The 20,548-nt window shown below is 65.9% G+C and carries 25 protein-coding genes and 1 tRNA gene; 15 read left to right on the top strand and 11 right to left on the bottom strand.

Features of this window, described 5'->3' with window-relative positions; genetic code table 11:
• Positions 1 to 29: 29 nt before the first annotated feature.
• The 3 genes from NJQ44_RS11315 to NJQ44_RS11305 all read right to left on the bottom strand — a co-directional run bounded on the left by NJQ44_RS11315 (position 30) and on the right by NJQ44_RS11305 (position 2,725).
• Positions 30 to 1,436 (bottom strand): PGF-pre-PGF domain-containing protein, encoded by a 1,407-nt coding sequence (locus NJQ44_RS11315; RefSeq protein WP_254271459.1) that lies wholly within the window; start codon positions 1,434 to 1,436, stop codon positions 30 to 32.
• Positions 1,437 to 1,862: 426 nt separating this feature from the next.
• Positions 1,863 to 1,946: transfer RNA gene (locus NJQ44_RS11310), tRNA-Ser, on the bottom strand.
• A 26-nt stretch (positions 1,947 to 1,972) separates the two neighbouring features.
• The gene (locus NJQ44_RS11305; RefSeq protein WP_254271458.1) at positions 1,973 to 2,725 is read right to left on the bottom strand and encodes a glycosyltransferase family protein; all 753 of its coding nucleotides are present in this window, start codon (positions 2,723 to 2,725) and stop codon (positions 1,973 to 1,975) included.
• Between the two features lie 80 nt (positions 2,726 to 2,805).
• On the opposite strand from NJQ44_RS11305, the gene NJQ44_RS11300 reads away from it, so the two are divergent.
• Positions 2,806 to 3,234, top strand: coding sequence for a CBS domain-containing protein (locus NJQ44_RS11300; RefSeq protein WP_254271457.1), 429 nt, complete (start codon positions 2,806 to 2,808; stop codon positions 3,232 to 3,234).
• A 22-nt stretch (positions 3,235 to 3,256) separates the two neighbouring features.
• Here the strand turns inward: NJQ44_RS11300 and NJQ44_RS11295 are convergent, their stop codons facing one another.
• Together NJQ44_RS11295 and aroC are read right to left on the bottom strand one after the other, a co-directional pair.
• Positions 3,257 to 3,883, bottom strand: coding sequence for a uracil-DNA glycosylase (locus NJQ44_RS11295; RefSeq protein WP_254271456.1), 627 nt, complete (start codon positions 3,881 to 3,883; stop codon positions 3,257 to 3,259).
• Positions 3,884 to 3,887: 4 nt separating this feature from the next.
• Positions 3,888 to 5,087, bottom strand: a complete 1,200-nt coding sequence (gene aroC, locus NJQ44_RS11290; protein ID WP_254271455.1) for a chorismate synthase — start codon at positions 5,085 to 5,087, stop codon at positions 3,888 to 3,890.
• Positions 5,088 to 5,226: 139 nt separating this feature from the next.
• Here aroC and NJQ44_RS11285 point away from each other — a divergent pair, with 139 nt between their 5' ends.
• From NJQ44_RS11285 to NJQ44_RS11275, 3 genes are all read left to right on the top strand, one after another.
• Positions 5,227 to 5,895 (top strand): helix-turn-helix domain-containing protein, encoded by a 669-nt coding sequence (locus NJQ44_RS11285; protein ID WP_254271454.1) that lies wholly within the window; start codon positions 5,227 to 5,229, stop codon positions 5,893 to 5,895.
• A 73-nt stretch (positions 5,896 to 5,968) separates the two neighbouring features.
• Positions 5,969 to 6,325 carry a DUF7344 domain-containing protein gene (locus NJQ44_RS11280; protein ID WP_254271453.1) on the top strand — a complete coding sequence of 119 codons (357 nt, stop codon included), beginning with the start codon at positions 5,969 to 5,971 and terminating at the stop codon, positions 6,323 to 6,325.
• Between the two features lie 25 nt (positions 6,326 to 6,350).
• Entirely contained in the window at positions 6,351 to 6,632 is a 282-nt protein-coding gene (locus NJQ44_RS11275) for a HalOD1 output domain-containing protein (protein WP_254271452.1), read from the top strand.
• 4 nt (positions 6,633 to 6,636) lie between these two features.
• On the opposite strand, the gene aroA is transcribed toward NJQ44_RS11275, so the two are convergent.
• From aroA to NJQ44_RS11260, 3 genes are all read right to left on the bottom strand, one after another.
• On the bottom strand, positions 6,637 to 7,923 hold the full coding sequence (gene aroA, locus NJQ44_RS11270; RefSeq protein WP_254271451.1) for a 3-phosphoshikimate 1-carboxyvinyltransferase: 1,287 nt from the start codon (positions 7,921 to 7,923) through the stop codon (positions 6,637 to 6,639).
• Between the two features lie 73 nt (positions 7,924 to 7,996).
• Positions 7,997 to 8,425: a DUF6069 family protein gene (locus NJQ44_RS11265; RefSeq protein ID WP_254271450.1), complete on the bottom strand. Its 429-nt coding sequence runs from the start codon at positions 8,423 to 8,425 to the stop codon at positions 7,997 to 7,999.
• A 71-nt stretch (positions 8,426 to 8,496) separates the two neighbouring features.
• On the bottom strand, positions 8,497 to 8,937 hold the full coding sequence (locus NJQ44_RS11260; protein ID WP_254271449.1) for a luciferase domain-containing protein: 441 nt from the start codon (positions 8,935 to 8,937) through the stop codon (positions 8,497 to 8,499).
• 96 nt (positions 8,938 to 9,033) lie between these two features.
• On the opposite strand from NJQ44_RS11260, the gene NJQ44_RS11255 reads away from it, so the two are divergent.
• The 3 genes from NJQ44_RS11255 to NJQ44_RS11245 all read left to right on the top strand — a co-directional run bounded on the left by NJQ44_RS11255 (position 9,034) and on the right by NJQ44_RS11245 (position 10,767).
• Positions 9,034 to 10,209, top strand: coding sequence for a M24 family metallopeptidase (locus NJQ44_RS11255; RefSeq protein WP_254271448.1), 1,176 nt, complete (start codon positions 9,034 to 9,036; stop codon positions 10,207 to 10,209).
• Positions 10,210 to 10,350: 141 nt separating this feature from the next.
• Entirely contained in the window at positions 10,351 to 10,512 is a 162-nt protein-coding gene (locus NJQ44_RS11250) for a hypothetical protein (protein WP_254271447.1), read from the top strand.
• 45 nt (positions 10,513 to 10,557) lie between these two features.
• Positions 10,558 to 10,767, top strand: coding sequence for a CopG family ribbon-helix-helix protein (locus NJQ44_RS11245; protein WP_135303121.1), 210 nt, complete (start codon positions 10,558 to 10,560; stop codon positions 10,765 to 10,767).
• Here NJQ44_RS11245 and NJQ44_RS11240 read toward each other — a convergent pair whose 3' ends face one another.
• Both NJQ44_RS11240 and NJQ44_RS11235 read right to left on the bottom strand, forming a co-directional pair.
• Positions 10,768 to 11,178, bottom strand: coding sequence for a JAB/MPN domain protein-containing protein (locus tag NJQ44_RS11240; RefSeq protein ID WP_254271446.1), 411 nt, complete (start codon positions 11,176 to 11,178; stop codon positions 10,768 to 10,770). It lies immediately after the preceding gene.
• Positions 11,179 to 11,228: 50 nt separating this feature from the next.
• Complete coding sequence (locus NJQ44_RS11235) at positions 11,229 to 11,909, bottom strand: hypothetical protein (RefSeq protein ID WP_254271445.1); 681 nt, start codon at positions 11,907 to 11,909, stop codon at positions 11,229 to 11,231.
• Positions 11,910 to 12,029: 120 nt separating this feature from the next.
• Here NJQ44_RS11235 and NJQ44_RS11230 point away from each other — a divergent pair, with 120 nt between their 5' ends.
• A complete protein-coding gene (locus NJQ44_RS11230) occupies positions 12,030 to 12,719 on the top strand; it encodes a VOC family protein (RefSeq protein ID WP_254271444.1) in 690 nt (229 codons plus the stop codon).
• 18 nt (positions 12,720 to 12,737) lie between these two features.
• Here NJQ44_RS11230 and NJQ44_RS11225 read toward each other — a convergent pair whose 3' ends face one another.
• The gene (locus NJQ44_RS11225; RefSeq protein WP_254271443.1) at positions 12,738 to 13,037 is read right to left on the bottom strand and encodes a DUF5779 family protein; all 300 of its coding nucleotides are present in this window, start codon (positions 13,035 to 13,037) and stop codon (positions 12,738 to 12,740) included.
• A 110-nt stretch (positions 13,038 to 13,147) separates the two neighbouring features.
• Here NJQ44_RS11225 and NJQ44_RS11220 point away from each other — a divergent pair, with 110 nt between their 5' ends.
• The 7 genes from NJQ44_RS11220 (at position 13,148) to leuD (ending at position 20,418) form a co-directional block, all read left to right on the top strand.
• Positions 13,148 to 14,395, top strand: a complete 1,248-nt coding sequence (locus NJQ44_RS11220) for a LeuA family protein (protein ID WP_254274334.1) — start codon at positions 13,148 to 13,150, stop codon at positions 14,393 to 14,395.
• A 336-nt stretch (positions 14,396 to 14,731) separates the two neighbouring features.
• Positions 14,732 to 16,501 carry a biosynthetic-type acetolactate synthase large subunit gene (gene ilvB / locus NJQ44_RS11215; protein ID WP_254271442.1) on the top strand — a complete coding sequence of 590 codons (1,770 nt, stop codon included), beginning with the start codon at positions 14,732 to 14,734 and terminating at the stop codon, positions 16,499 to 16,501.
• Between the two features lie 14 nt (positions 16,502 to 16,515).
• Complete coding sequence (gene ilvN, locus NJQ44_RS11210) at positions 16,516 to 17,103, top strand: acetolactate synthase small subunit (protein WP_254271441.1); 588 nt, start codon at positions 16,516 to 16,518, stop codon at positions 17,101 to 17,103.
• A complete protein-coding gene (gene ilvC, locus NJQ44_RS11205) occupies positions 17,096 to 18,130 on the top strand; it encodes a ketol-acid reductoisomerase (protein WP_254271440.1) in 1,035 nt (344 codons plus the stop codon). Before ilvN ends, ilvC begins: the two co-directional genes overlap by 8 nt.
• Positions 18,123 to 18,359: a DUF7989 family protein gene (locus NJQ44_RS11200; RefSeq protein ID WP_254271439.1), complete on the top strand. Its 237-nt coding sequence runs from the start codon at positions 18,123 to 18,125 to the stop codon at positions 18,357 to 18,359. The genes ilvC and NJQ44_RS11200 overlap by 8 nt, the downstream gene beginning before the upstream one ends.
• The gene (gene leuC, locus NJQ44_RS11195; RefSeq protein WP_254271438.1) at positions 18,356 to 19,777 is read left to right on the top strand and encodes a 3-isopropylmalate dehydratase large subunit; all 1,422 of its coding nucleotides are present in this window, start codon (positions 18,356 to 18,358) and stop codon (positions 19,775 to 19,777) included. Before NJQ44_RS11200 ends, leuC begins: the two co-directional genes overlap by 4 nt.
• Positions 19,774 to 20,418 carry a 3-isopropylmalate dehydratase small subunit gene (gene leuD, locus NJQ44_RS11190; RefSeq protein ID WP_254271437.1) on the top strand — a complete coding sequence of 215 codons (645 nt, stop codon included), beginning with the start codon at positions 19,774 to 19,776 and terminating at the stop codon, positions 20,416 to 20,418. The genes leuC and leuD overlap by 4 nt, the downstream gene beginning before the upstream one ends.
• Positions 20,419 to 20,548 lie beyond the last annotated feature (130 nt).

Raw genomic sequence — 20,548 nt, 5'->3', positions numbered from 1 at the left:
TTGCTCTCCGGCGTCCTTCGCAGCGTCCGTCAGAGTTGGTCGAACCCGCCGGTGTTCCCGCCGCTACCGCCGTTCCCGCGCCGCAGGAGGAGGACGACGCCGAAGAACACGACGAGGGCGACGCCGACGCCCCCGGCGAGATAGCGGGTGTCGATACCCGCGACGGTCGGCGGCACGCCCGCGGGAAGCACGCCGTTCGGGTCCTCGACGTTCTGTGCGGGCGTCGCCGTGGCCGATTCGACGGAGTCCGTACCGCCCGTCTCTGTCTGTTCACCGGAGGCTGGCGTCGCCGTCACCGTCTCCGTCGCGACCTGACTACTGCTGATGACGAGGCTCCCCGCGTCCTCACCGTTGAGTCGAATCTCGTAGGTCCCCGCCTCGGTAACGTCGTGGGTGAGCGTCACCGAGCGCTGGTCGTCCGCCGGAATCCGGACTGTGGTCGCGTTCACCGCGCCGTCGTTGACGTACATCGTGGCGTTGTACTCTCCCGCTACGCCGCCGTCGTTCCGCACGACACCGTCGAGGACGATACGCTGACCGGCCTCGGAGTCGAGCGACTCGAAGGAGGTGTCGACGATTTCGTAGCTCGGTTCGATGTGGCCGACGGCGAACGTCGAGAAGTCCGTCGCCCGCGCCTCGTAGACGACGCTGTCGGTTCGCTGGTCCACGATAGTGGTCTCCAACGGCTCCCACGTCGACCCGTTCTGGTGGTAGATACCGACCGCGGACTGGTCGAGACCCGCAGAGCGCAGTCCGTCGCGGGACACGACGACGCGCATCGTCGCCGCGTCGATACCGCCCGTCGACCCGACGGTGACGACGCCGACGACGTTCGCCGCCTTACTCGGGAGTTGCGCCTCCGAGGCCAGGGGTTCGTCGTAGGTGGTCACCCGCTGGGTGAACTGCTCTTGGTTCGCCTCGACGGTCCACGATTCGACCGCGACGGAGTGGTTCGACTCGGGGAACGAGAAGGTGTACGGCTCCGTCGTCGGCACGCTCCCAGCGCGCGCTTCGACGGTCCGATGGGTCGCGGTGTTGTTCACCACCGACGCCGCCGCCGGGAGGACACGTACCGTCCCTAACTCCCGGTTCCCGGCATCGATGACGTACTTCCCCGGTTCGTCGAACTGTACCGTCTCGGTGAACCGCCGCGTCTCGTCGCTCGGGACGACGACGCGGTGTTCGGCTATCTTCGACCCGTTTCGCTGGATACCGACGTTGAGTGCACCGCCGTCGGAGCCAGTGTTTTTCACTGTGACGTTCACGTCGAAATCGTCGCCGACGAGGGTCGTCCTGTCCTCTAAGGACCCGCCGCTTACGAAGAGGCGGGGCGCGGCCGCCGCCGTTCCGACGGCCGTCGACAGCAAGAGGAGGACCATCCCGACGGCGAGTATCTGTGTACCGCTGTGTTCGGGGGACCGAATCAGTCGCTGCATCACGTGTTGCTGAACCACAGCAACGGCTTAAAACCGCCCGATTACTCTCACTTGGTTTGTAGTTTCCCTCGACGGGGATATGCTCGGCTTACCGTGGCTGTCTGTGCGGGTCGTGAGCCACCGTCGACCGTCTCGGTTGTCGTCGACTACTCCCTGTGGGCTGGGAGTGCGCCACTCTCGCGCGGTTATTCGGAGCAAAACGGTGGGGCCGGGATTCGAACTCGATGCCAGACATCACTCCGTTCGGTCTGCCGTAGTTCAAATCGCCAAGGGCACCGCTCTTCACTCACGTTCGGTCCCTCAGAAGCGGTGGGGCTGGGATTTGAACCGGAGGAAGACGATCACACTCACTCCGTTCGTGCGCTGCGACTTCCAGGGGTCAAATCCAGTTGTACCGCTCACTACTCACTGTCGTTCGCAGAGAAGCGGTGGGGCTGGGATTTGAACCCAGGAATCCGTGAGGATACCTGCTTTCAAGGCAGGCGCAATAGGCCGCTCTGCCACCCCACCGCAAATCCGCCTACCGGGCGGGTCCTCTAAGAGTTGTCGGTCTGGCGGACCAGTTCGGGGCCGTCGTCGCCGTCGCGCACGCGCAGGCCCAACTCTTGGACGAGCGTCGTCGTCCGCGGCGGGACCACGCGTTCGGCCCGGCGGCGGGCGCGAAGCCACGGAACGACGGTCAGCAGGTCGGCGGGCGTCTCGACGGTCGGGACGGTCGGGAGGAAATCGACGCGCATCCCGGCGTCGGCCGCCCGGTCGACCAGCGTCTCGACGGCGGGCGTCGCGTAGGCCTCCTCGAAGTCGATGGGGGCGCTGAACCCGGCGTAGTAGACGCGGCCGTCCGTTCCCGGACCGAGGACCACGTCCGACGAGCGGAGTTTCATCGCGGCGCTGTCTATCTGCTGGCGAGCGAGGAGTCCGGCGGTCGGTTCGACGGCCGCGGCGGTGGTCACTTGCTCGCGTTCGAGCAGGTGGGTGACCGTGTTGCCGACGCGCGCGGCGAACGTCGACCCGACCTGCACCTCGTAGCGGGCCTCGGCGGGCGCGTCGAGGGCCTCGTCCAGCACCTCGCTGACCGCCGCTTCGGGGTCGACCCCGTCGGGAACGTTATCGGCCGAGCGGTAGTTGACGAGGAGGTCCGCGCCGCTGGCCTCGATGGCGCGACACACGTCCGCGAGCATCGCCGCGTAGAGGGCCGACGCCTCGGACTCGTCGAGCGGTCCCGCCGCGAGTTCGGGGAGGACGAACCCGTCTACTGGCGGGTCCGCGAGTACTGCAACCGTAGTCATACCTCTCTCTGGGGGCGTCGGTGGTTAGTCGGTTCCGCTCTCGCGGCGGGACTTATCACGCCGGACGGCCAATCCGGCGTATGCTCGTCCGGGAGCTCATGTCGACGGACGTGGTCACCGTCGGCCTCGACGCGACGCTCGGGACCGTCGCCGACCGACTGCTCACTCGCGGCGTCGGGTCGGCTATCGTCGTGGACGGTGACGAGACGCCGCTGGGCATCGTCACCGAGTCCGACGTGTTGCGGGCGGCACGCGAGACGGACGCCCCGCTCTCGTCGATTCCGGTCCGCGAAGTCGGGCATCAGGCGGTGGTCACGACCACACCCGACACCGCCATTCCGACCGTCGCGCGGCGGATGGCCGACGAGAGCGTCAAGAAAGTGCCCGCGATGGACGGCGTGGACCTCGTCGGGATGATTACGCTGACCGATGTCGTTTGGCACCTCTCGGACCTCCGGGCGGAGGTCGACCGGGTGGAAGCGGTCAGAGAGGAATGGGGGCCGGACTGAGGGCGCAACGACGAACGGTCCGCTATCGCCCGCGTCGACCCTTCGTCTGTCGGTAGTCCTGTCCGAGCACGTCGCTGAAGTGTTCGAGGAACGCCTCACGCTCCTCGTCGGTCTGTTCGGCCGGCGGTATCATCGGGACAATCTCGAACCCGCGGCCGCGAATCGTCGTCGCGTGGCGCTCCTCGATATCGAGTTCGTCCTCGCTGAGCGTGGTGTACTCGAAGGCCAGTTCTTCGAGGGGGCGCTGGCCAACGGGAAGCAGGAGTTCGGGGTTGATCATCCGTATCTCGCTGTTGAGGTACGGTTCGCAGTTCACCACCTCGTCGTCGGTCGCCGCGCGGTCGGGGTGGCGACAGCGGGTGACGTAGGTGAGGAACGTGTTCTTCATCTCGGGCCGGTCGGCGTCGGGGTCCTCGACCATGTCGACGGCGTGGAGGATGTCCAGCAGTTCGCGCTCCTTGTCCCCAGTGAAGGGCAGACCCGTCTGGTCGGCCGCCTCGCTCGGCGAGTCGCCGAGGACGATGAACTCCGCGCCCACGTCGCCGTAGCCGTGGACGACGGACTCGCGCGTCTCGCACAGTTCGGGGCAGTTCTGACACGACTCGTCCATCCCGAAGGGGTTCGACATCGATTCCTGATTCGCGTCCATTGGCTCAGTCCTCGTCGACGGTTTTCGCGTGGGTGGCGGCGTCCTCGGGGTCGTTCTGCGGACTCGACGGGTGGTAGTCGGTGTCGTACTCGCCGGGGCGGCCGTCGAGTCGGTCGGGGTTGATGCGGCCGCCAAGCAGCATGAAGTCCAGCACGGTGCAGTACAGCATCGCCTCGACGACGGGGACGGCCCGCGGCGGCAGGACGGGGTCGTGACGGCCGGTGACGGTAATCTCCTTCTCCTCGCCCGTCTCCCAGTCGACGGTGGTCTGGGTCTTGGGGATGGAGACCGGCGGGTGCCAACTCACTTCGCCGTAGATTGGCTGGCCGGTCGTGATGCCACCTTGGATGCCGCCGTGGTCGTTCCCGACGGGGACGGGGTCGCCGTTCTCGTCGAACTCCCAGTCCTCGTTGTACTCGCTCCCGCGGGTCGTGCGGGCGTCGCGGCCGATGCCGTACTCGAAGTCGTTGACCGCGGGGATGGAGTACATCGCCTGCGCGAGACGGGTCGGGAAACTGTCGAACCGGGGCGCGCCCAGTCCGGCGGGAACGCCGCGGGTTTCGAAGTAGATAGCGCCCCCGATGGAGTCGCCTTCTTTCTGGTACTGGTCGGCCACGTCGCGCATCTCCTCGGCGGCCTCGGGGTCGGCACACCGGACCTCGTTCTCCTCGGAGTGTTCGAGTATCTCCTCGAAGGTCACGTCGTCGGCGACCACGTCGCCGATTTGGCAGACGTGGGCCTTGATGGTCACGTCGTAGTCGGACTGCGCGAGGACTTGCTTGGCGACGCCGCCAGCGGCGACCCAGTTGACCGTCTCGCGGGCCGACGACCGACCGCCGCCGCCCCAGTTGCGGGTTCCGAACTTCGCCGAGTAGGTGTAGTCGCCGTGAGAGGGCCGCGGGGCCGTGATGAACGGTTCGTACTTCCCCGAGCGGGCGTCCTTGTTCTGGATGACCATCCCGATTGGCGTCCCCGTGGTGTACCCGTCCTGTACGCCGGAGTTGAGTTTCACCTTGTCCGGTTCGCCCCGCGAGGTGGTAATCATCGACTGGCCGGGCTTGCGGCGGTCTAAGTCTTCCTGAATCTGCTCTTCGGAGAGTTCGACGCCCGCGGGCACGCCGGACACCGTACACCCCATCGCCTCCCCGTGCGATTCGCCGTAGGTCGTCATCCGAAAGAGACGACCGAACTCGTTGCCGTTCATTACCGTGGTGTCGGGGACGGGGGCATTTGAACCTTGTAGATGTGTGAGACGCGCGGTTCGACCGGGGTTATTCGACCCCGTCGACGAACAGGAAATATTCGAACTGCTTATCTCAGTCCCACGACGAATAGTAGGCGAGATGACGGTCATCGCCGAACTGAGCATAAACTCTGACGAGTTCATTCTCGGCCGTGTCCTCTCCAGAGACCCAGATACGCACATCGAGATGGAGCGCGTCGTTCCGTCGTCGCGGCGCGTCATGCCCTACATATGGGTGACCGGCGATGACCTCAACGAGTTCGAGAAGGCGGTCAGAGAGAGTGATTACGTCAGTAAACTCGTCGCGTTGGACGTCGTCAACGACAGCGGTCTCTACCGGGTCGAGTGGGATACGGAAGTCGAGAGCCTCATCTACGGCATCTCGGAGACGAACGCGACGATTCTGGAGGCGAAGGGCAACGAGCACTGGACGTTTCGGCTCCGGTTCGACGACCACCGCGGCCTCGCGGACTTTCACAACTACTGCACCGAACACGAAATCACCTTCCAGTTAGAGCGTGTCTACACGCTCGCCGATATCGCAGGTGAGGGGTTCTCTTTCGACCTTACTGACGCCCAGCGACGAGCGCTCGTCCGCGCCGTCGAAACGGGATACTTCGAAGTGCCGCGCGGCACGACGCTCGGCGAAATCTCGAAGGAACTCGGCGTCTCCCAACAGACGGTGTCTGAGAACGTCCGACGCGGGGCAAACAAAGTCCTCCGGGCCACGGTCTTAGACCAGTCTGCGGCGGATTTAGTCTCTGATTGAGTATCCGACGGTACTTAATGAACTTGTAAAAACAGGCAGTATCGTTTGGGGGAGGCGGTGCTTTACTGGGTCCATGGGAGCGCCTACTGACCCCGACTGGGAGTCTATATTCCACGCGTTGAGCAAACCGGAGCGCCGGACCACGGTGAACTTCCTGTTCGATTCGGACCAACCGGCGACGTTCGATGCTATCGCCGCCCACCTCGACGAGACGGGCGACGAATCGCGGACCGATGTCGAGGTTCGGCTCTATCACGTGACCCTTCCCATGTTGGACCGAGTCGACCTGGTCGACTGGAATCGAGACGGAGACACCGTCTCGCTCACCGAGACGGCGCATCGTGTTCCGGTCGGCGCGCTGAACCCGTCGACGCTCCCACAGCAAGTGGGCGTGGCGTCGACTTCGGACGAGCAACGGGCCGACGATTGAGATTGAGTCCGGTGGTGTAAACACAATGAACGAGCGCACGAACGACGACGACTTCGAGACGGTGTACGAACCGACAGCGACGAATACGATCTGTGAACACCTCGTTTCGTTCGTGGGTCGGATCAGTGAACGGGACGTTATCGACCTCCCGCCACTGTACGAGGCGGTCGACACGGACGCGCTGGAAGCGCTCTACGCCACCGCTCCCGACCAGTGGCCGACTGTCGTCTTCGAGTACGCGGCGTTCGAGGTCACGGTCGGACAGAACGGCGACATCTCACTTCAGGAGTCGGCGGCCTCCGATTGACGCCCTACCGCTCGACGGTCGCGCCGAGGTCGGCGAGTACGTCGAAGAAGTTCGGGAACGACACGTCGACGTGTTCCGCGCCGGTCACCGTCGTCTCGCCGTCGGCCACGAGGCCTGCGACTGCAAGCGACATGATGATGCGGTGGTCCGCGCGCCCGTCGACCGTCGCGCCGTGCAGGTCTGTTTCCTCGCCGTAGACGACGAGTTCGTCCTGCTTCTCCTCGACTTCCGCCCCCATCTTGGTCAGTTCTTCGGCCATCGCGCTCACGCGGTCCGTCTCCTTGTACCGGACGTGTTCGGCGTCGGTGATGCGGGTGACCCCGTCGGCGGCCGCCCCGAGGGTCGCGATGGTCGGAAGAAGGTCCGGCGTGTCCTCGACGCCGACTTCGACGCCGGAGAGCGACGACCGTTCGACCGCGATTTCGCCGTCCTCGCGGTCCCACTCCAGTGTCGCGCCCATCCGGTCGAGGATATCCACGATAGCCGAGTCGCCCTGTGCGCTCGGGAACGCCGAGGTGACGGTGAGGCCGTCCTCGGCGGCGAGCGCCCCCATCGCGAGCAGGTAGCTCATCGAGGAGAAGTCCCCGGGCACGTCGTACGCGCCGCCGTCGGGGTCGTAGGTCTGCCCGCCCGCGACGGCGTAGCCGTCGTCGGTCCGTTCGGCGGTCACGCCGAAGTCGGAGAGGACTTCGAGGGTGATGTCGACGTACGGCGAGGACTTGAGTTCGGTCGTCAGTTCAACGTCGATGCCGGTGTCGGTCACCGCTCCTGCCATCAGGAGGGCCGTGATGTACTGCGAGGACACGTCGCCGGGGATGGCGACGGTGCCGCCGTCGACGCCGCCGCCGACGACGAGGGGGGCCTGCCCGTTCGAGCGTGTGCTCTCGGCGCGGCCGCCCAACTGTCCGATGGCATCGAGGAGCGGTCCCTGCGGACGCGAGCGCAGGGAGTCGTCGCCTGTGAGGACGGTCAACTCGTCTTGGAGCGCTGCCGTCGCGGTGACCAGACGCATCGTCGTCCCGCTGTTCGCGCAGTCGATGACGTTGTCGGGCGTCTCCGGCCGCCCGTCGAAGCCGTCGACGACGATAGCGCTCTCCTCGCTCCGGTCGACCGCGCCGCCGTAGGCGGAGACGGCCCGCATCGTCGCTTTCGTGTCGGCGCTGACCAGCGGGCTTCGAACCGTCGCGCCGTCGGCGTACCCGGCGGCGAGGATGGCCCGGTGCGTGTAGCTCTTCGACGGCGGGGCCTGTGCGGTGCCCGCGACCGTCGATTCGCGTATCGTGACGTCCATGTCCGGGCGATTGCGGGCGGGCGACAAGAGGCTACCGCTCTCTACAATTCGAACGCAGAATCCAGTTTTTCACTCAGAAGCGAACCGCACCGACGACGAACGCAACCAGCGAGGCTGCCACGACGACGTGCAAGACGCCGAGGACGGCCTGTCCCGCAGTCGTGACGCCGAGGCCGGGAGCGACGAACGCGACTGGGAAGAGCATCCCGACGAAGACGAGGACGGCCAGCGCAGTGAAGTTCCGGACCGGGCGCTCGGTGAATCGGGCCAGCGCGGCGTAGGCGACGGCCGCGCCGACGCCCGCGACGATTGTCGTCGTGACGACGGGGACGGCCGCGAACGGACTTTGCGGCCCGCTCGCGCCCAGCGAGAGGCCGAGCGCGCCGACGATGGCCAGCACCGAAAGCGCCGCGACGACGCTGACGAGGACGCCGAGCGCCGTTCTCCGCGCGAGTTCACCGCCGCTCCGTGCGACCGGGTACCGTGACGTGACTGTAGCCATACCCGTCCTACGCCGTCTCAGAGCATAAAGTAGATAGCTACCGACAGCAGGCAGGACGCGTCCTCCCGGAGTCAGCGCCGCTCGAAGGCCGCGCGGACCGCCTCGCTGGTGTCGAGGGCCGCGAGTTCGTCCTCCACGTCCACGTCGGCGAACTCCTCGGCCCCCGCGGGCGTCCCCTTCAGGACGTTCACGTGGTAGAGATACGAGAGGCGCAGAAGCCACTGCGCGTGGTCGTAGTCCGCGGGCGATTCGATGTACTCGGTCGTCCATCCGGACTCCGTCAGCAGGTGGTGCGGCCCGGTGTGGTCCTCGTCGATGAGGACGTCACGGAGCTTTCGGAGGTAGGCGATGTCGAGCATCCCCCACCCGTGGACGTGGCCGATTTCCCGCGGGCCGACGCGGAACTCCGTCCCGCCGAAGCGGTGGTCGCCGACGGTGACGTGGGGCCACTCACTCACCTCGTCGATTAGTCGCTGGACGGTCTGTGCGACCGCTTCTCTGTCGGATGCCATACGGAGAGAACGCTCCGGGAGGCGATAACTGTCTCCGCGGAGAGGGCCGATATTCGCCGTCGGTAGCCCTTTGCCCTCCCCGGTCCACCGACGCATATGGACCCCGACTTCTCCGCGCTCGACGGGTATCTCGACGACCGCGACACGGACGGCTACCTCGTGGACGCCGATTCGACGGACTCCGACCAGTACTATCTCTCTGGGTTCGACGCGCCGGACCCGTTCGTGACGCTGTACGACGGCGAGACGCACCTCCTCTTTCCGCGCAGTCTGGAGTACGGCCGCGCCGTCCGCGAGGCGCGGGCCGAGAGCGTCGAGCGCTACGTCGACTTCGACCACGCGAAACTCGTCGACGAGCACGGTCCGGAGGAGGCCGTCTCACACGTCCTCGCTCGCTTCCTCCGCTCGTACGACGTGGACAGCGTCGCCGTCCCGCCGCGGTTCCCGCTCAAGACCGCCGACGGTCTCCGCGCTCGCGGCGTCTCCGTGACCGCCGACACCGACGGCGTCGTCACCGAGATTCGCGCGACCAAGACGGAGGAGGAAATCGACCACGTCCGCGCCGCCCAACGGGCCAACGAGGCGTCGATGCAGGCCGCCGAAGACCTCCTGCGGTCGGCCACGGTCGCCGACGACGGGACGCTCGAACACGACGGCGAGGCGCTGACGAGCGAACGCGTCAAAGAGGAGATTGAGGTGACGCTCCTGCGACACGGCTGTTCGCTCGACGAGACCATCGTCGCCTGCGGGAGCGACGCCGCCGACCCGCACGACCGCGGCAGCGGCCCCCTCTCGGCCGAGGCGGCCATCATCGTCGACATCTTCCCGCAGGACAAGGCGACGAAGTACCACGCGGACATGACCCGCACGTTCAGCGTCGGCGAACCGAGCGAGACGATACGGGAGTGGTACGACCTGACCGAACGAGCGATGGACGCGGCGTTCGACGCGCTGGAACCCGGGGCGACCGGCAAAGCGGTCCACGACGCGGTCTGTGACGTGTACGAGGACGCCGGACTGCCGACGCTCCGGAGCGACGACCGCGCCGAGACCGGATTCATCCACAGCACCGGCCACGGCGTCGGCCTCGACGTTCACGAACTCCCGCGCCTCTCGCCCGCTGGCGGCGAACTGAAACCGGGACACGTCGTCACCATCGAACCGGGCCTCTATGACCCCGAAGTCGGCGGCGTCCGCATCGAAGACCTCGTCGTCGTCACCGAGGACGGCTACGAGAACCTCACGGAGTACGAGAATCGGTTGGTCCTGTAGCCGCCGATAGTCAATCATTAACTTTTATTATAGATGGGGCGAAAGGTGGGGGTAGCCTATGCTTGTACCCAAAGCTTGCGCCGCACGCCCGTTCACAGCCCAGTTCGACGACCGACACACGACCCCCACACGACCCCCAGGATGACAACCCGAATCACGACACCCACCGACGACGAAGCGTATCCCACCGAAATCCCGACCTTTGGGCGCGAGTCACGCACCGACCGCGCGCCGATGATGTTCTCACCGACCAGTTCGGCGACCGCCGGGCAGTTCGACACCGAGGCCGACGAGCCTCGCTGAACCGCGGACACAACCGTTTTCAGCGTCGCTATCTTCCCGTCGCGTATGGCCGACTACACAACGGTATCCATCCCGAAAGACCTCGCGGAGCGCGTCGAAGGTACTATCGAGGGGACCAGTTTCTCCAGTACGTCCGATTTGGTCCGGTTCCTCCTGCGCAGCATCGTCGTCCAACACCAACGAGAGGGCGAACTGACGGAGGCGCAGTTTCAGGACATCGCCGACCAACTGCGCGACCTCGGCTACCTCGAATAATCAGGCGAGCGACTCCTCGGGCGGTTCCACGTCGAGGACGGTGACCTCCTGCTTCCTACCCGAGCGGTCGAACGCCCCGAAACTCTCGTCGTCCCACGGCGGAATCGCGACGAACACCACCTCGTGGAGGTCGTCGGTCTTGCTGACGCCCATGTAGCCGCCGGGGTGGGAGACGAACCGGCCCTGCGTCTGTCCGGCGGGCGTCCCGAGGTCCATCCCGAAGACGGCGTTGACCGACCCTCCGGCCGACGGGAGGTAGAAGTCCGTGAACACCGGCGTCTCGGGGTCCAGGTCGGCGTCCGGGAGGTCCTTCGCCCGCGTGACCGCGAGGGAGATGGTCACGTCGTCGGGTTCGGCCTCGCTGGCTAAGCGTAACAGCGTCTCGACGAGTCCGCGCGTGACGTACACCACACGTCACTGTTCGTCGGGCGCGCGTATAATCCCGTCGGCGAACTGTCGAGTCAGCCGAGGACGAACGACTTGAACGCCTTCGCGTACAGTTGCGGCGTCCGGCTACGCGACCCGCTGAGGGCGTAGGCTATCGCCTCCGTCGCGTCGTCCATGATACCGTGACCGTGGCCGACCAGCAGGCGGTCGGGGCTCAGCCGTTTCAGTTTCGACGGCGGGAACAGGCGGAGCATCGGGTGGACGCCGAGGCGTTCGTTCCCCGCGAGGAAGTAGTCGGCCGTCCCCAGCGATTCTGAGACGACGAGCGTGTCGTCCGCGTCGCCGTACAGCGTCGCCTCCTGCCAGAACGGGTTGTTGATGTGCTTGTGGACCCCGTAGTCGGTCCCCGGAATCTGCCGGTGGACGCGCTCGACGGGCGCGTCGAGGGCCGATTCCACGTCGTCCATCCAGTCGGGGACGTAGACGGGCGCGTCGTGGCGGTTCGCGATGGCCGCGCTGTCTCGCTTGTGGCGGTCTAGGAGGATGACGACGCCCGCCACCTCGCCGAACTCGGCGAACAGGTCGTCGATGCCGTCGGCGTCCACCGGGTCGACGACGATAGCGCCCGCGTCCGTTTCGAGGACGTGGCTCGCCCGTTGCATCGTCTCGTGGGGATACGCGAGCCAACTGGCCCCGCGCTCCCAGCGGTTCGTCTCCTCCCAACTCGTGGCCGCGCCCGAACCTTTCATCGGCATACCCCCTGTACGGCTTCGGCGTGGATAAATGCTCTAAAACGCTCGGGTTCGTGCCGAGAGTTTGGCGACCCGGTCGGCGACGGACGGAGAGTTTTGTCGCTCGCGCCCCAATCGCCAGCCATGCTTTCACGCCCGGCGTGGCTCACGCTCGAAGTGAAGTACACCGACCGGATGACCGCGTTCTACGACGCCTTCCTCGAACTCGACGTTGTCGAGGAGACGGAGGGAGAGGCGGTACTCGCGGCTGGCGAGACTGACATCCGACTGCGCGCGCCCGGACCGGTCCCTCGCGGCGGCCTCCACACCCACTACGCGATGACGATTCCGGAACGGGAGTACGACGACTGGTGGGACCGCCTCGACGAGCGTTTCGACCTCGTGGAGGAGACGTTCGGCGACGCGCGCTCGCTGTACTTCTACGACCCGGAGGGCAACTGCGTGGAACTGGGCGAACGGAGCCACGAGGGGTCGGGCGTCACCGGTCTGTTCGAACTCGTCCTCGAAGTCGAGGACCTCGATTCGGCCGTCGACTTCTACCGGCGACTCGACTTCGAGATGGTTGACGACGGCCGCGATGCGGGACGGGTCCGACTGACGACGGGAGAACTGGACCTCGAACTGTGGGAACCCCGTCTCGGTATCGCCGACGCCCGAGGCGGCGTCCACGTCGATTTCGGGATGGTCGCCGACGACCCGAGCGCCGCCGCCCGCCAGGTGGCCGACGACGCCCTCGCCGTAACCTCTGTCGATGAAGGGGTGAGAATCCGCGACCCCGACGGCCACTACCTGACCCTCGTGGCCGGGGAGTGAGGCGAGTCCTCGACGTACTCAGAGTCGGTCGGTGTCGATGCTGACGCCCGGCGGCGTCACCACGAGGAAGCCTCGGAAGTGCATCAGTTCGCCGTCCGCTTCCTTCACCGGCCGGGCGAACCCGGCGGCCAGTTCGTTCAGGTCTCCGTCGACGTTCAGGACGAGGGCCGCGCCGTCCTCGATGAGGTCGACCCACTCGTCGTCGTCGGTATCCCCGTCTAGCACGCCGAGGACGACGCGGTTGCATCCGCCGCCGTCCTCGTCGGCCGCCATCTGGTCTTCGACCGCCTGAAGGTCCAATCCCTCGAACTCACTCATACGCCCGTACAGACGCTGGGACGGCAAAAATCCTCTCCCCGTGTCTGACGCCCGGCATCCGCGTGAGAGTGACACACGTTCAGAACCGACCCGATGGACAAGTATAAGTACTGGAAGTGTCCATTTACGGGTGCTTATGTCCAACAACGAGGGCACGTCGGAATCTCCGGCGGATCGAGTTCTTCCAGGGCACACTGGATTCCACGTCTGAGATAACAGACGCACGTATTTTCGACACCACACTGCGCGATGGTGAACAGTCGCCACGCACGTCGTTCAATTACGAGGACAAACGCGAGATAGCCGCTGTACTCGACGAGATGGGGACCCACGTCATCGAGGCCGGGTTCCCCGTCAACTCCGACGCGGAGTTCGAGGCGGTGCGCGATATCGCGGAGTCGTCCCACGTGACGACGTGCGGCTTGGCGCGTGTGGTCGAGAAAGACATCGAGGCGGCCTTGGACTCGGGTGTGGACATGGTCCACACATTCGTCTCGACGTCGGACGTACAGTTGCAAGATTCCATGCACGCCACCCGGCAGGAGGCACTCGACAGCGCCGTCGAGAGCGTCCAGCGCATCACCGAGGCCGGTGCTGAGTGCATGTTCTCGCCGATGGACGCGACCCGGACCGACGAGAGCTTCCTCTTGGAGGTCATCGAGGCCACGTCCGAGGCGGGCGCAGATTGGATAAACATCCCGGACACCTGCGGCGTCGCGACGCCGCGTCGGTTCTACGACCTCATCGAGAAGGTCGACGCACACACCGACGCGCGCATCGACGTGCACGCACACGACGACTTCGGACTGGCGTCTGCGAACGCCATCTCCGGCTTCGAAGCGGGTGCGAGTCAGGCGCAGGTGTCCGTCAACGGCATCGGTGAACGGGCCGGTAACGCGGCCTACGAGGAAGTCGTCATGGCGCTGGAGTCGCTGTACGACGTCGAGACCGGTATCGACACGACCCGTATCACGGAACTGTCGCGACTGGTCGAGGAGAAGTCCGACATCCCGGTCCCGGCCAACAAACCGGTCGTCGGCCGGAACGCCTTCTCACACGAGAGCGGCATCCACGCCGCCGGCGTCATCGAGAACTCCAGCACGTTCGAACCGGGCGTCATGACCCCCGAGATGGTCGGCGCGGAGCGCGAACTCGTCTTGGGCAAACACACCGGCGCGCACTCGGTGCGCGAGCGGTTGGTCGACGCGGGCTACGCCCCGACGGACGCCGAAGTTCGAGAAGTGACCCGTCGCGTCAAGGACTACGGCGCGGAGAAACAGCAGGTCACGCTGAGCGAACTGGAACGGTTCGCCACGGAGGTCGGCGTCGAAGAGGAGAGCGAGGAGGTCCGGGCGTAGGCCCATGACCTCGTCTCCGGCAGTGTCGAACCGTCAGCAGCGGCGCGCAGTGTCGGCTCGCGACGACGACGGCGTTCGTCAGCACCTCTCACAGAACGTTTATTATCTACCGACGTTTGTCTCTCGACACGATGACAGCGCGCGCAGGCCGTCCGACTCGCCGGGCCGCAAGCGGCGCGCTCCTTCTTCGCGTCGGGCGTATTGTAGGGGCTGTATAGCCCCTTCTACCCCACCTTCGTCGCCGACCGTATCGACCACACATTACACAGCAGACACGCCAGCTATGCACACAGCACACACAACACTGCGGTATCGACCGTCGACGGGGGGGATGGCATGAGCGAACGTGCCTCCGTCCCCGCAGAGGACGAACAGCAAGAGGAGACGGAAGCCGAGGAGCAGACCCAAGCGCCGGTCACCACCGGCGCGCAGTCGGTCGTCCGCGCCCTCGAAAACGCGGGTGCGGAGTACGTCTTCGGCGTCCAGGGCGGCGCAATCATGCCCGTCTACGACGCCCTGTACGACTCGGACATCACGCACGTCACGATGGCCCACGAGCAGGGGGCGTCCCACGCCGCCGACGCCTACGGCATCGTCACGGGCGACCCCGGCGTCTGTTTCGCCACGTCCGGGCCGGGCGCGACCAACCTCGTGACCGGCATCGCCGACGCGAACATGGACTCGGACCCGATGATTGCCCTGACCGGGCAGGTCCCCTCGAACTTCGTCGGCAACGACGCGTTCCAGGAGACGGACACCGTCGGCATCACTCAGCCAATCACGAAAGAGAGCTACTTCGCGAACCACTCCGACACCGTCGGTCACGACGTGAGCGAGGCGTTCGCGCTGGCCGACGCGGGCCGACAGGGGCCGACGCTCGTCGACCTGCCGAAAGACATCACGCAGGGCGAAACCGACGTCGAACCGAACCCGCCGACGACGCCCGACACGTACCACGTGCAGGAGGAGGCCGACGAGGCCGACGTGCAGGCCGCCGCCGACGCCCTCGCGGCCGCCGACCGCCCGGTCATCCTCTCGGGCGGCGGCGTCATCAAGGCCGACGCCTCGAACGCTCTGCGGGAGTTCGCCATGGAGTACGAGATTCCCGTCATCACGACGATGCCCGGCATCGGGAGCTTCCCCGAAGACCACGAACTCTCCCTCGAATGGGCGGGCATGCACGGCACCGGCTACGCCAACATGGCCATCACGAACACCGACTGCATGCTCGCAATCGGGACGCGGTTCGACGACCGCCTGACCGGCGGCGTCGACTCCTTCGCCCCGGACGCGGAGGTCATCCACGTCGACATTGACCCCGCCGAAATCAGCAAGAACATCTACGCGGACTACCCGCTCATCGGCGACGCGCGGGAGGTCCTGCGCCAGTTGTTCGACGCGATGCCGCGGGCACCCGACGCCGACGAGTGGCGCGAGCAGTGCCAGACGTGGAAAGACGAGTTCCCGATGAGCTACGAGATGCCCGACGACGAACCGCTGAAACCGCAGTACGTCGTCGAGACGTTCTCGGACGTGACGCCCGAGGACACCATCGTCTGTACCGGCGTCGGCCAGCACCAGATGTGGGCCTCCCAGTTCTGGGAGTACACGGAGCCCCGGACGTGGGTCTCCTCGCACGGTCTGGGCACGATGGGGTACGGCGTCCCCGCGGCCATCGGCGCGAAACTGGCCGCCCCCGACCAAGAGGTCGTCTGTTTCGACGGCGACGGGTCGTTCCTGATGACCGTTCAGGGCCTGTCGGTCGCGGTTCGCGAGAACCTCGACATCACCTACGTCATCCTCAACAACGAGGCCGTCGGGATGGTCCGCCAGTGGCAGGACGGCTTCTACGAGGGTCGCCGGATGGCCTCGGAGTACCCGTGGATTCCGCAGTTCGACAAACTCGCCGAAGCGTTCGGTGCTCGCGGGTTCCGACTGGAGGACTCCGAGGACGTCGAGGAGACGATTCAGGCCGCGCGCGACTACGACGGGCCGAGCGTCATCGACGCCCACATCGACCCCGGGGAGAACGTCTTCCCGATGGTCCCGAGCGGCGGTGACAACGGCCTGTTCGCACTGGAAGAAGACCATCTGGAGATGCTCTAACCATGACCGGAGGAATGCCAGGTCCCGCACCGACGGAACGGATTCGCCCGGAAGGTCGACGCAACTCGCAAGGGATTCGCGTCGACCCCGAGGCCGAAGTCACCCACGACCCCCGACAGGCGGTCCTCTCGGCGCTCGTCAAGCACAAGCCCGGCGTGCTCGCGGAGGTGTCCGGGCTGTTCAGCCGTCGGCAGTTCAACATCGAAAGTCTAACCGTCGGCCCCACGAGTGACGAGAACATAGCCCGGATGACCATCCTCATCGAGGAGCCGGAGCCGGGAATCGACCAGGCGAAGAAACAACTGCAGAAGCTCGTGCCCGTCATCTCGGTGACGGAACTGGAGCCCGAGGCGCTCCGACGCGAACTCGCGCTCATCAAGGTCGGCGGGGAGAAACCCGACGACGTGAACGCCGTCGCGGAGATGTACGACGGGCAGGCCGTCGACGCCTCCACCGACTCGGTGACCGTCGAGATAACGGGCAGCAAGCAGAAGATAGACGCTGCCGTCGAGGCGTTCAAGCAGTTCGACGTGCAGGAAATCGTGCGAACCGGGGCCGCCGCACTGGAACGCGGCCCGAAAACACTAGACACAGATGTCTGACGAACTCACCACTGAAGTCTACTACGACGACGACGCTGACGTATCGACACTCGACGACGAGACAGTTGCCGTACTCGGCTACGGCTCGCAGGGCCACGCCCACGCGCTGAACCTTCACGACTCCGGCGTGGACGTCGTGGTCGGCCTCCGTGAGGACTCGTCCTCCCGCGCGGCCGCCGAAGACGCGGGCCTGCGCGTCGAGACGCCGGACGTGGCGGCCCGCGAGGCCGACCGCGTGGTCGTTCTGGTCCCGGACACCGTCCAGCCAGCCGTCTACGAGGCCATCGAGGACGAACTGGACGCCGGTGACACGCTCCAGTTCGCACACGGCTTCAACATCCACTACGGCCAGATCGAACCGCCGGAAGACGTCGACGTGACGATGGTCGCGCCGAAGTCCCCCGGGCACCTCGTCCGCCGGACCTACGAGCGCGGCGAAGGGACCCCCGGTCTCATCGCTATCTATCAGGACGCCACGGGCGACGCCTTCGAGGAGTCGCTGGCCTACGCGAAGGGTATCGGCTGTACTCGCGCGGGCGTCATCGAGACGACCTTCCAGGAGGAAGTCGAGACCGACCTGTTCGGCGAGCAGGCCGTCCTCTGTGGCGGGGTCACCGAGATGGTCAAGGCTGGCTTCGAGACGCTCGTCGACGCGGGCTACGCGCCGGAGATGGCCTACTTCGAGTGTCTGAACGAACTCAAACTCATCGTCGACCTGATGTACGAGGGCGGCCACATGGAGATGTGGAACTCCGTCTCCGACACCGCCGAGTACGGCGGCCTCACCCGCGGTGAGGAGGTCATCGACCGCGAGGGCATGGAGAAGATTCTCGAAGAGGTCCAGAACGGCGAGTTCGCCCGCGAGTGGATCAACGAGAATCAGGCCCACCGGCCCGCGTACAAGCAGTACCGACAGGCCGAACAGGAACACCAAATCGAGCAAGTCGGCGGCGGCCTGCGCGAACTGTTCGCGTGGGGCGGCGACGACGCGGACCAGCAGCAGGAAGAAGCACCAGCAGATGACTGACGACGAAACAACGATGCGGGACGTGGACCACACGCACCCGCACACGAACGACACCTTCGGCGCGGCCTTCCAGCGCGGCCCGGCAGTCGCGGCCGACGGCGGGAACGCAGACGCCGAAGACGAGGCAGAGACCGGCGAGACGATGGAAGACGTCGACCACGAAGCGCCCGGCGAGGGCGTCTCGCGCGCCTACGAACGCGGCACCGAAGGACGGGACGAGACAGTATGAGCGAAGGAACCCTGTACGACAAGGTATGGGACCGGCACAAAGTCACGACCCTGCCCAACGGGCAGGACCAACTGTTTGTCGGCCTCCACCTCATCCACGAGGTGACGAGTCCGCAGGCGTTCGGGATGCTCCAAGAGCGCGGCCTCGAAGTCGCGCGCCCGGACCTGACCCACGCGACGGTCGACCACATCGTCCCGACGGCGAATCAGGACCGACCGTACGCCGACGACGCCGCCGAGCGGATGATGGCCGAACTGGAGGAGAACGTCCGCGACGCGGGCATCCAGTTCTCGGACCCGACGACGGGCGAACAGGGCATCGTCCACGTCATCGGGCCGGAGCAGGGCATCACCCAACCCGGTAAGACCATCGTCTGTGGCGACAGCCACACCTCGACGCACGGCGCGTTCGGCGCGCTGGCGTTCGGTATCGGGACCAGCCAGATTCGCGACGTGCTGGCGACCCAGACCATCGCGATGGAGAAACAGAAGGTCCGCAAAATCGAGGTCAACGGCGAACTCGGCGAGGGCGTCGAAGCGAAGGACATCATCCTCGAAATCATCCGCCGTCTCGGCACCGAGGGCGGCGTCGGCTACGTCTACGAGTACGCTGGCGAGGCCATCGAGAACCTCGACATGGAAGGGCGGATGTCCATCTGTAACATGTCCATCGAGGGCGGCGCTCGCGCGGGCTACGTCAACCCCGACGAGACCACCTTCGAGTGGCTGGAAGGGACGGATTACTTCCAGGAGAACCCCGGGAAGTTCGAGGAACTGAAGCCGTACTGGCAGTCCATCCAGAGCGACGACGACGCCGAGTACGACGACGTGGTCGAAATCGACGCGAGCGAACTGGACCCCGTCGTCACGTGGGGGACCACGCCCGGACAGGGCATCGGTATCGACGACCCGATTCCGGCCCCCGAAGACCTCCCCGAGGACAAACAGGACACCGCTCGACGCGCGCAGAAGCACATGCGCGTCGAACCCGGCGAGTCGATGGAGGGCTACGAAATCGACGTGGCCTTCCTCGGGTCCTGTACGAACGCCCGCATGCCCGACCTGCGACGCGCGGCCCGCATCGTCAAGGGTCGACAGGTCGACGACGACGTGCGCGCGTTCGTCGTCCCCGGCAGTCAGCGCGTCCAGAAAACGGCCGAGGAAGAGGGCCTGAAGGACATCTTCGAGGCCGCTGGCTTCGAGTGGCGCAACGCTGGCTGTTCGATGTGTCTCGGCATGAACGAGGACCAACTGGAGGGCGACGAAGCGTGTGCGTCCTCGTCGAACCGCAACTTCGTCGGGCGGCAGGGGAGCAAGGACGGCCGCACCGTCCTGATGAACCCGCGCATGGTCGCCGCAGCGGCCATCACCGGGGAAGTCTCTGACGTGCGCGACCTGAAGGAGGTGGCGCTGCAATGACTGACCCGACCGAGGAGATTCCGCAGGTCGACTACGTCGAGGGAACGGGTATCCCCATCCGCGGGAACGACATCGACACGGACCAGATTATCCCGGCCCGATTCATGAAGGTCGTCACCTTCGACGGCCTCGGGGAGTTCGCCTTCTTCGACCTCCGGTTCGACGACGAGGACAACCAGAAGGACCACCCGATGAACGAGGAGCGATTCGGTGACGCCAACGTCATGGTGGTCAACAACAACTTCGGCTGTGGCTCCTCGCGCGAACACGCCCCGCAGGCGCTGATGCGCTGGGGCATCGACGCCATCATCGGCGAGGGCTTCGCCGAGATTTTCGCGGGCAACTGCCTCGCGCTCGGCATCCCGACGTTGACGGCCGACCACGAGACCATCAACGCGCTTCAGCAGTGGGTCGACGACACCCCCGACGGCGACATCGAAGTCGACGTGGAAGCCGAAACGGTCCGCTACGGCGGCAACGAAATCTCCGTCAGCGTCGACGACGCACAGCGACAGGCTCTCGTCGAGGGCATCTGGGACACGACGGCGCTGATGAAGGCCAACCGCAACGCCATCGAGGAGACGGCCGCGCAGTTGCCGTACCTCGACCAGACGCGGTCGGACCTCGAAGCGGACGATTAGGTACGCGGCGTTTCAACCCCGTGGCGTACGCGACTGCTTCGTAGGAGCGGCCGACTGACCGCCCGGCGCGGCCGGAACTCGCTTTTCGCGTTCGAATCACCGAGACGCCGGGAGCACGCGGTGTCCGATA

Source organism: Haloarcula marina (assembly GCF_024218775.1).
GTDB lineage: Archaea > Halobacteriota > Halobacteria > Halobacteriales > Haloarculaceae > Haloarcula > Haloarcula marina.
Note: the sequence above shows the minus strand (reverse complement) of the source record. Positions and strands in the feature narration are given on the sequence as shown.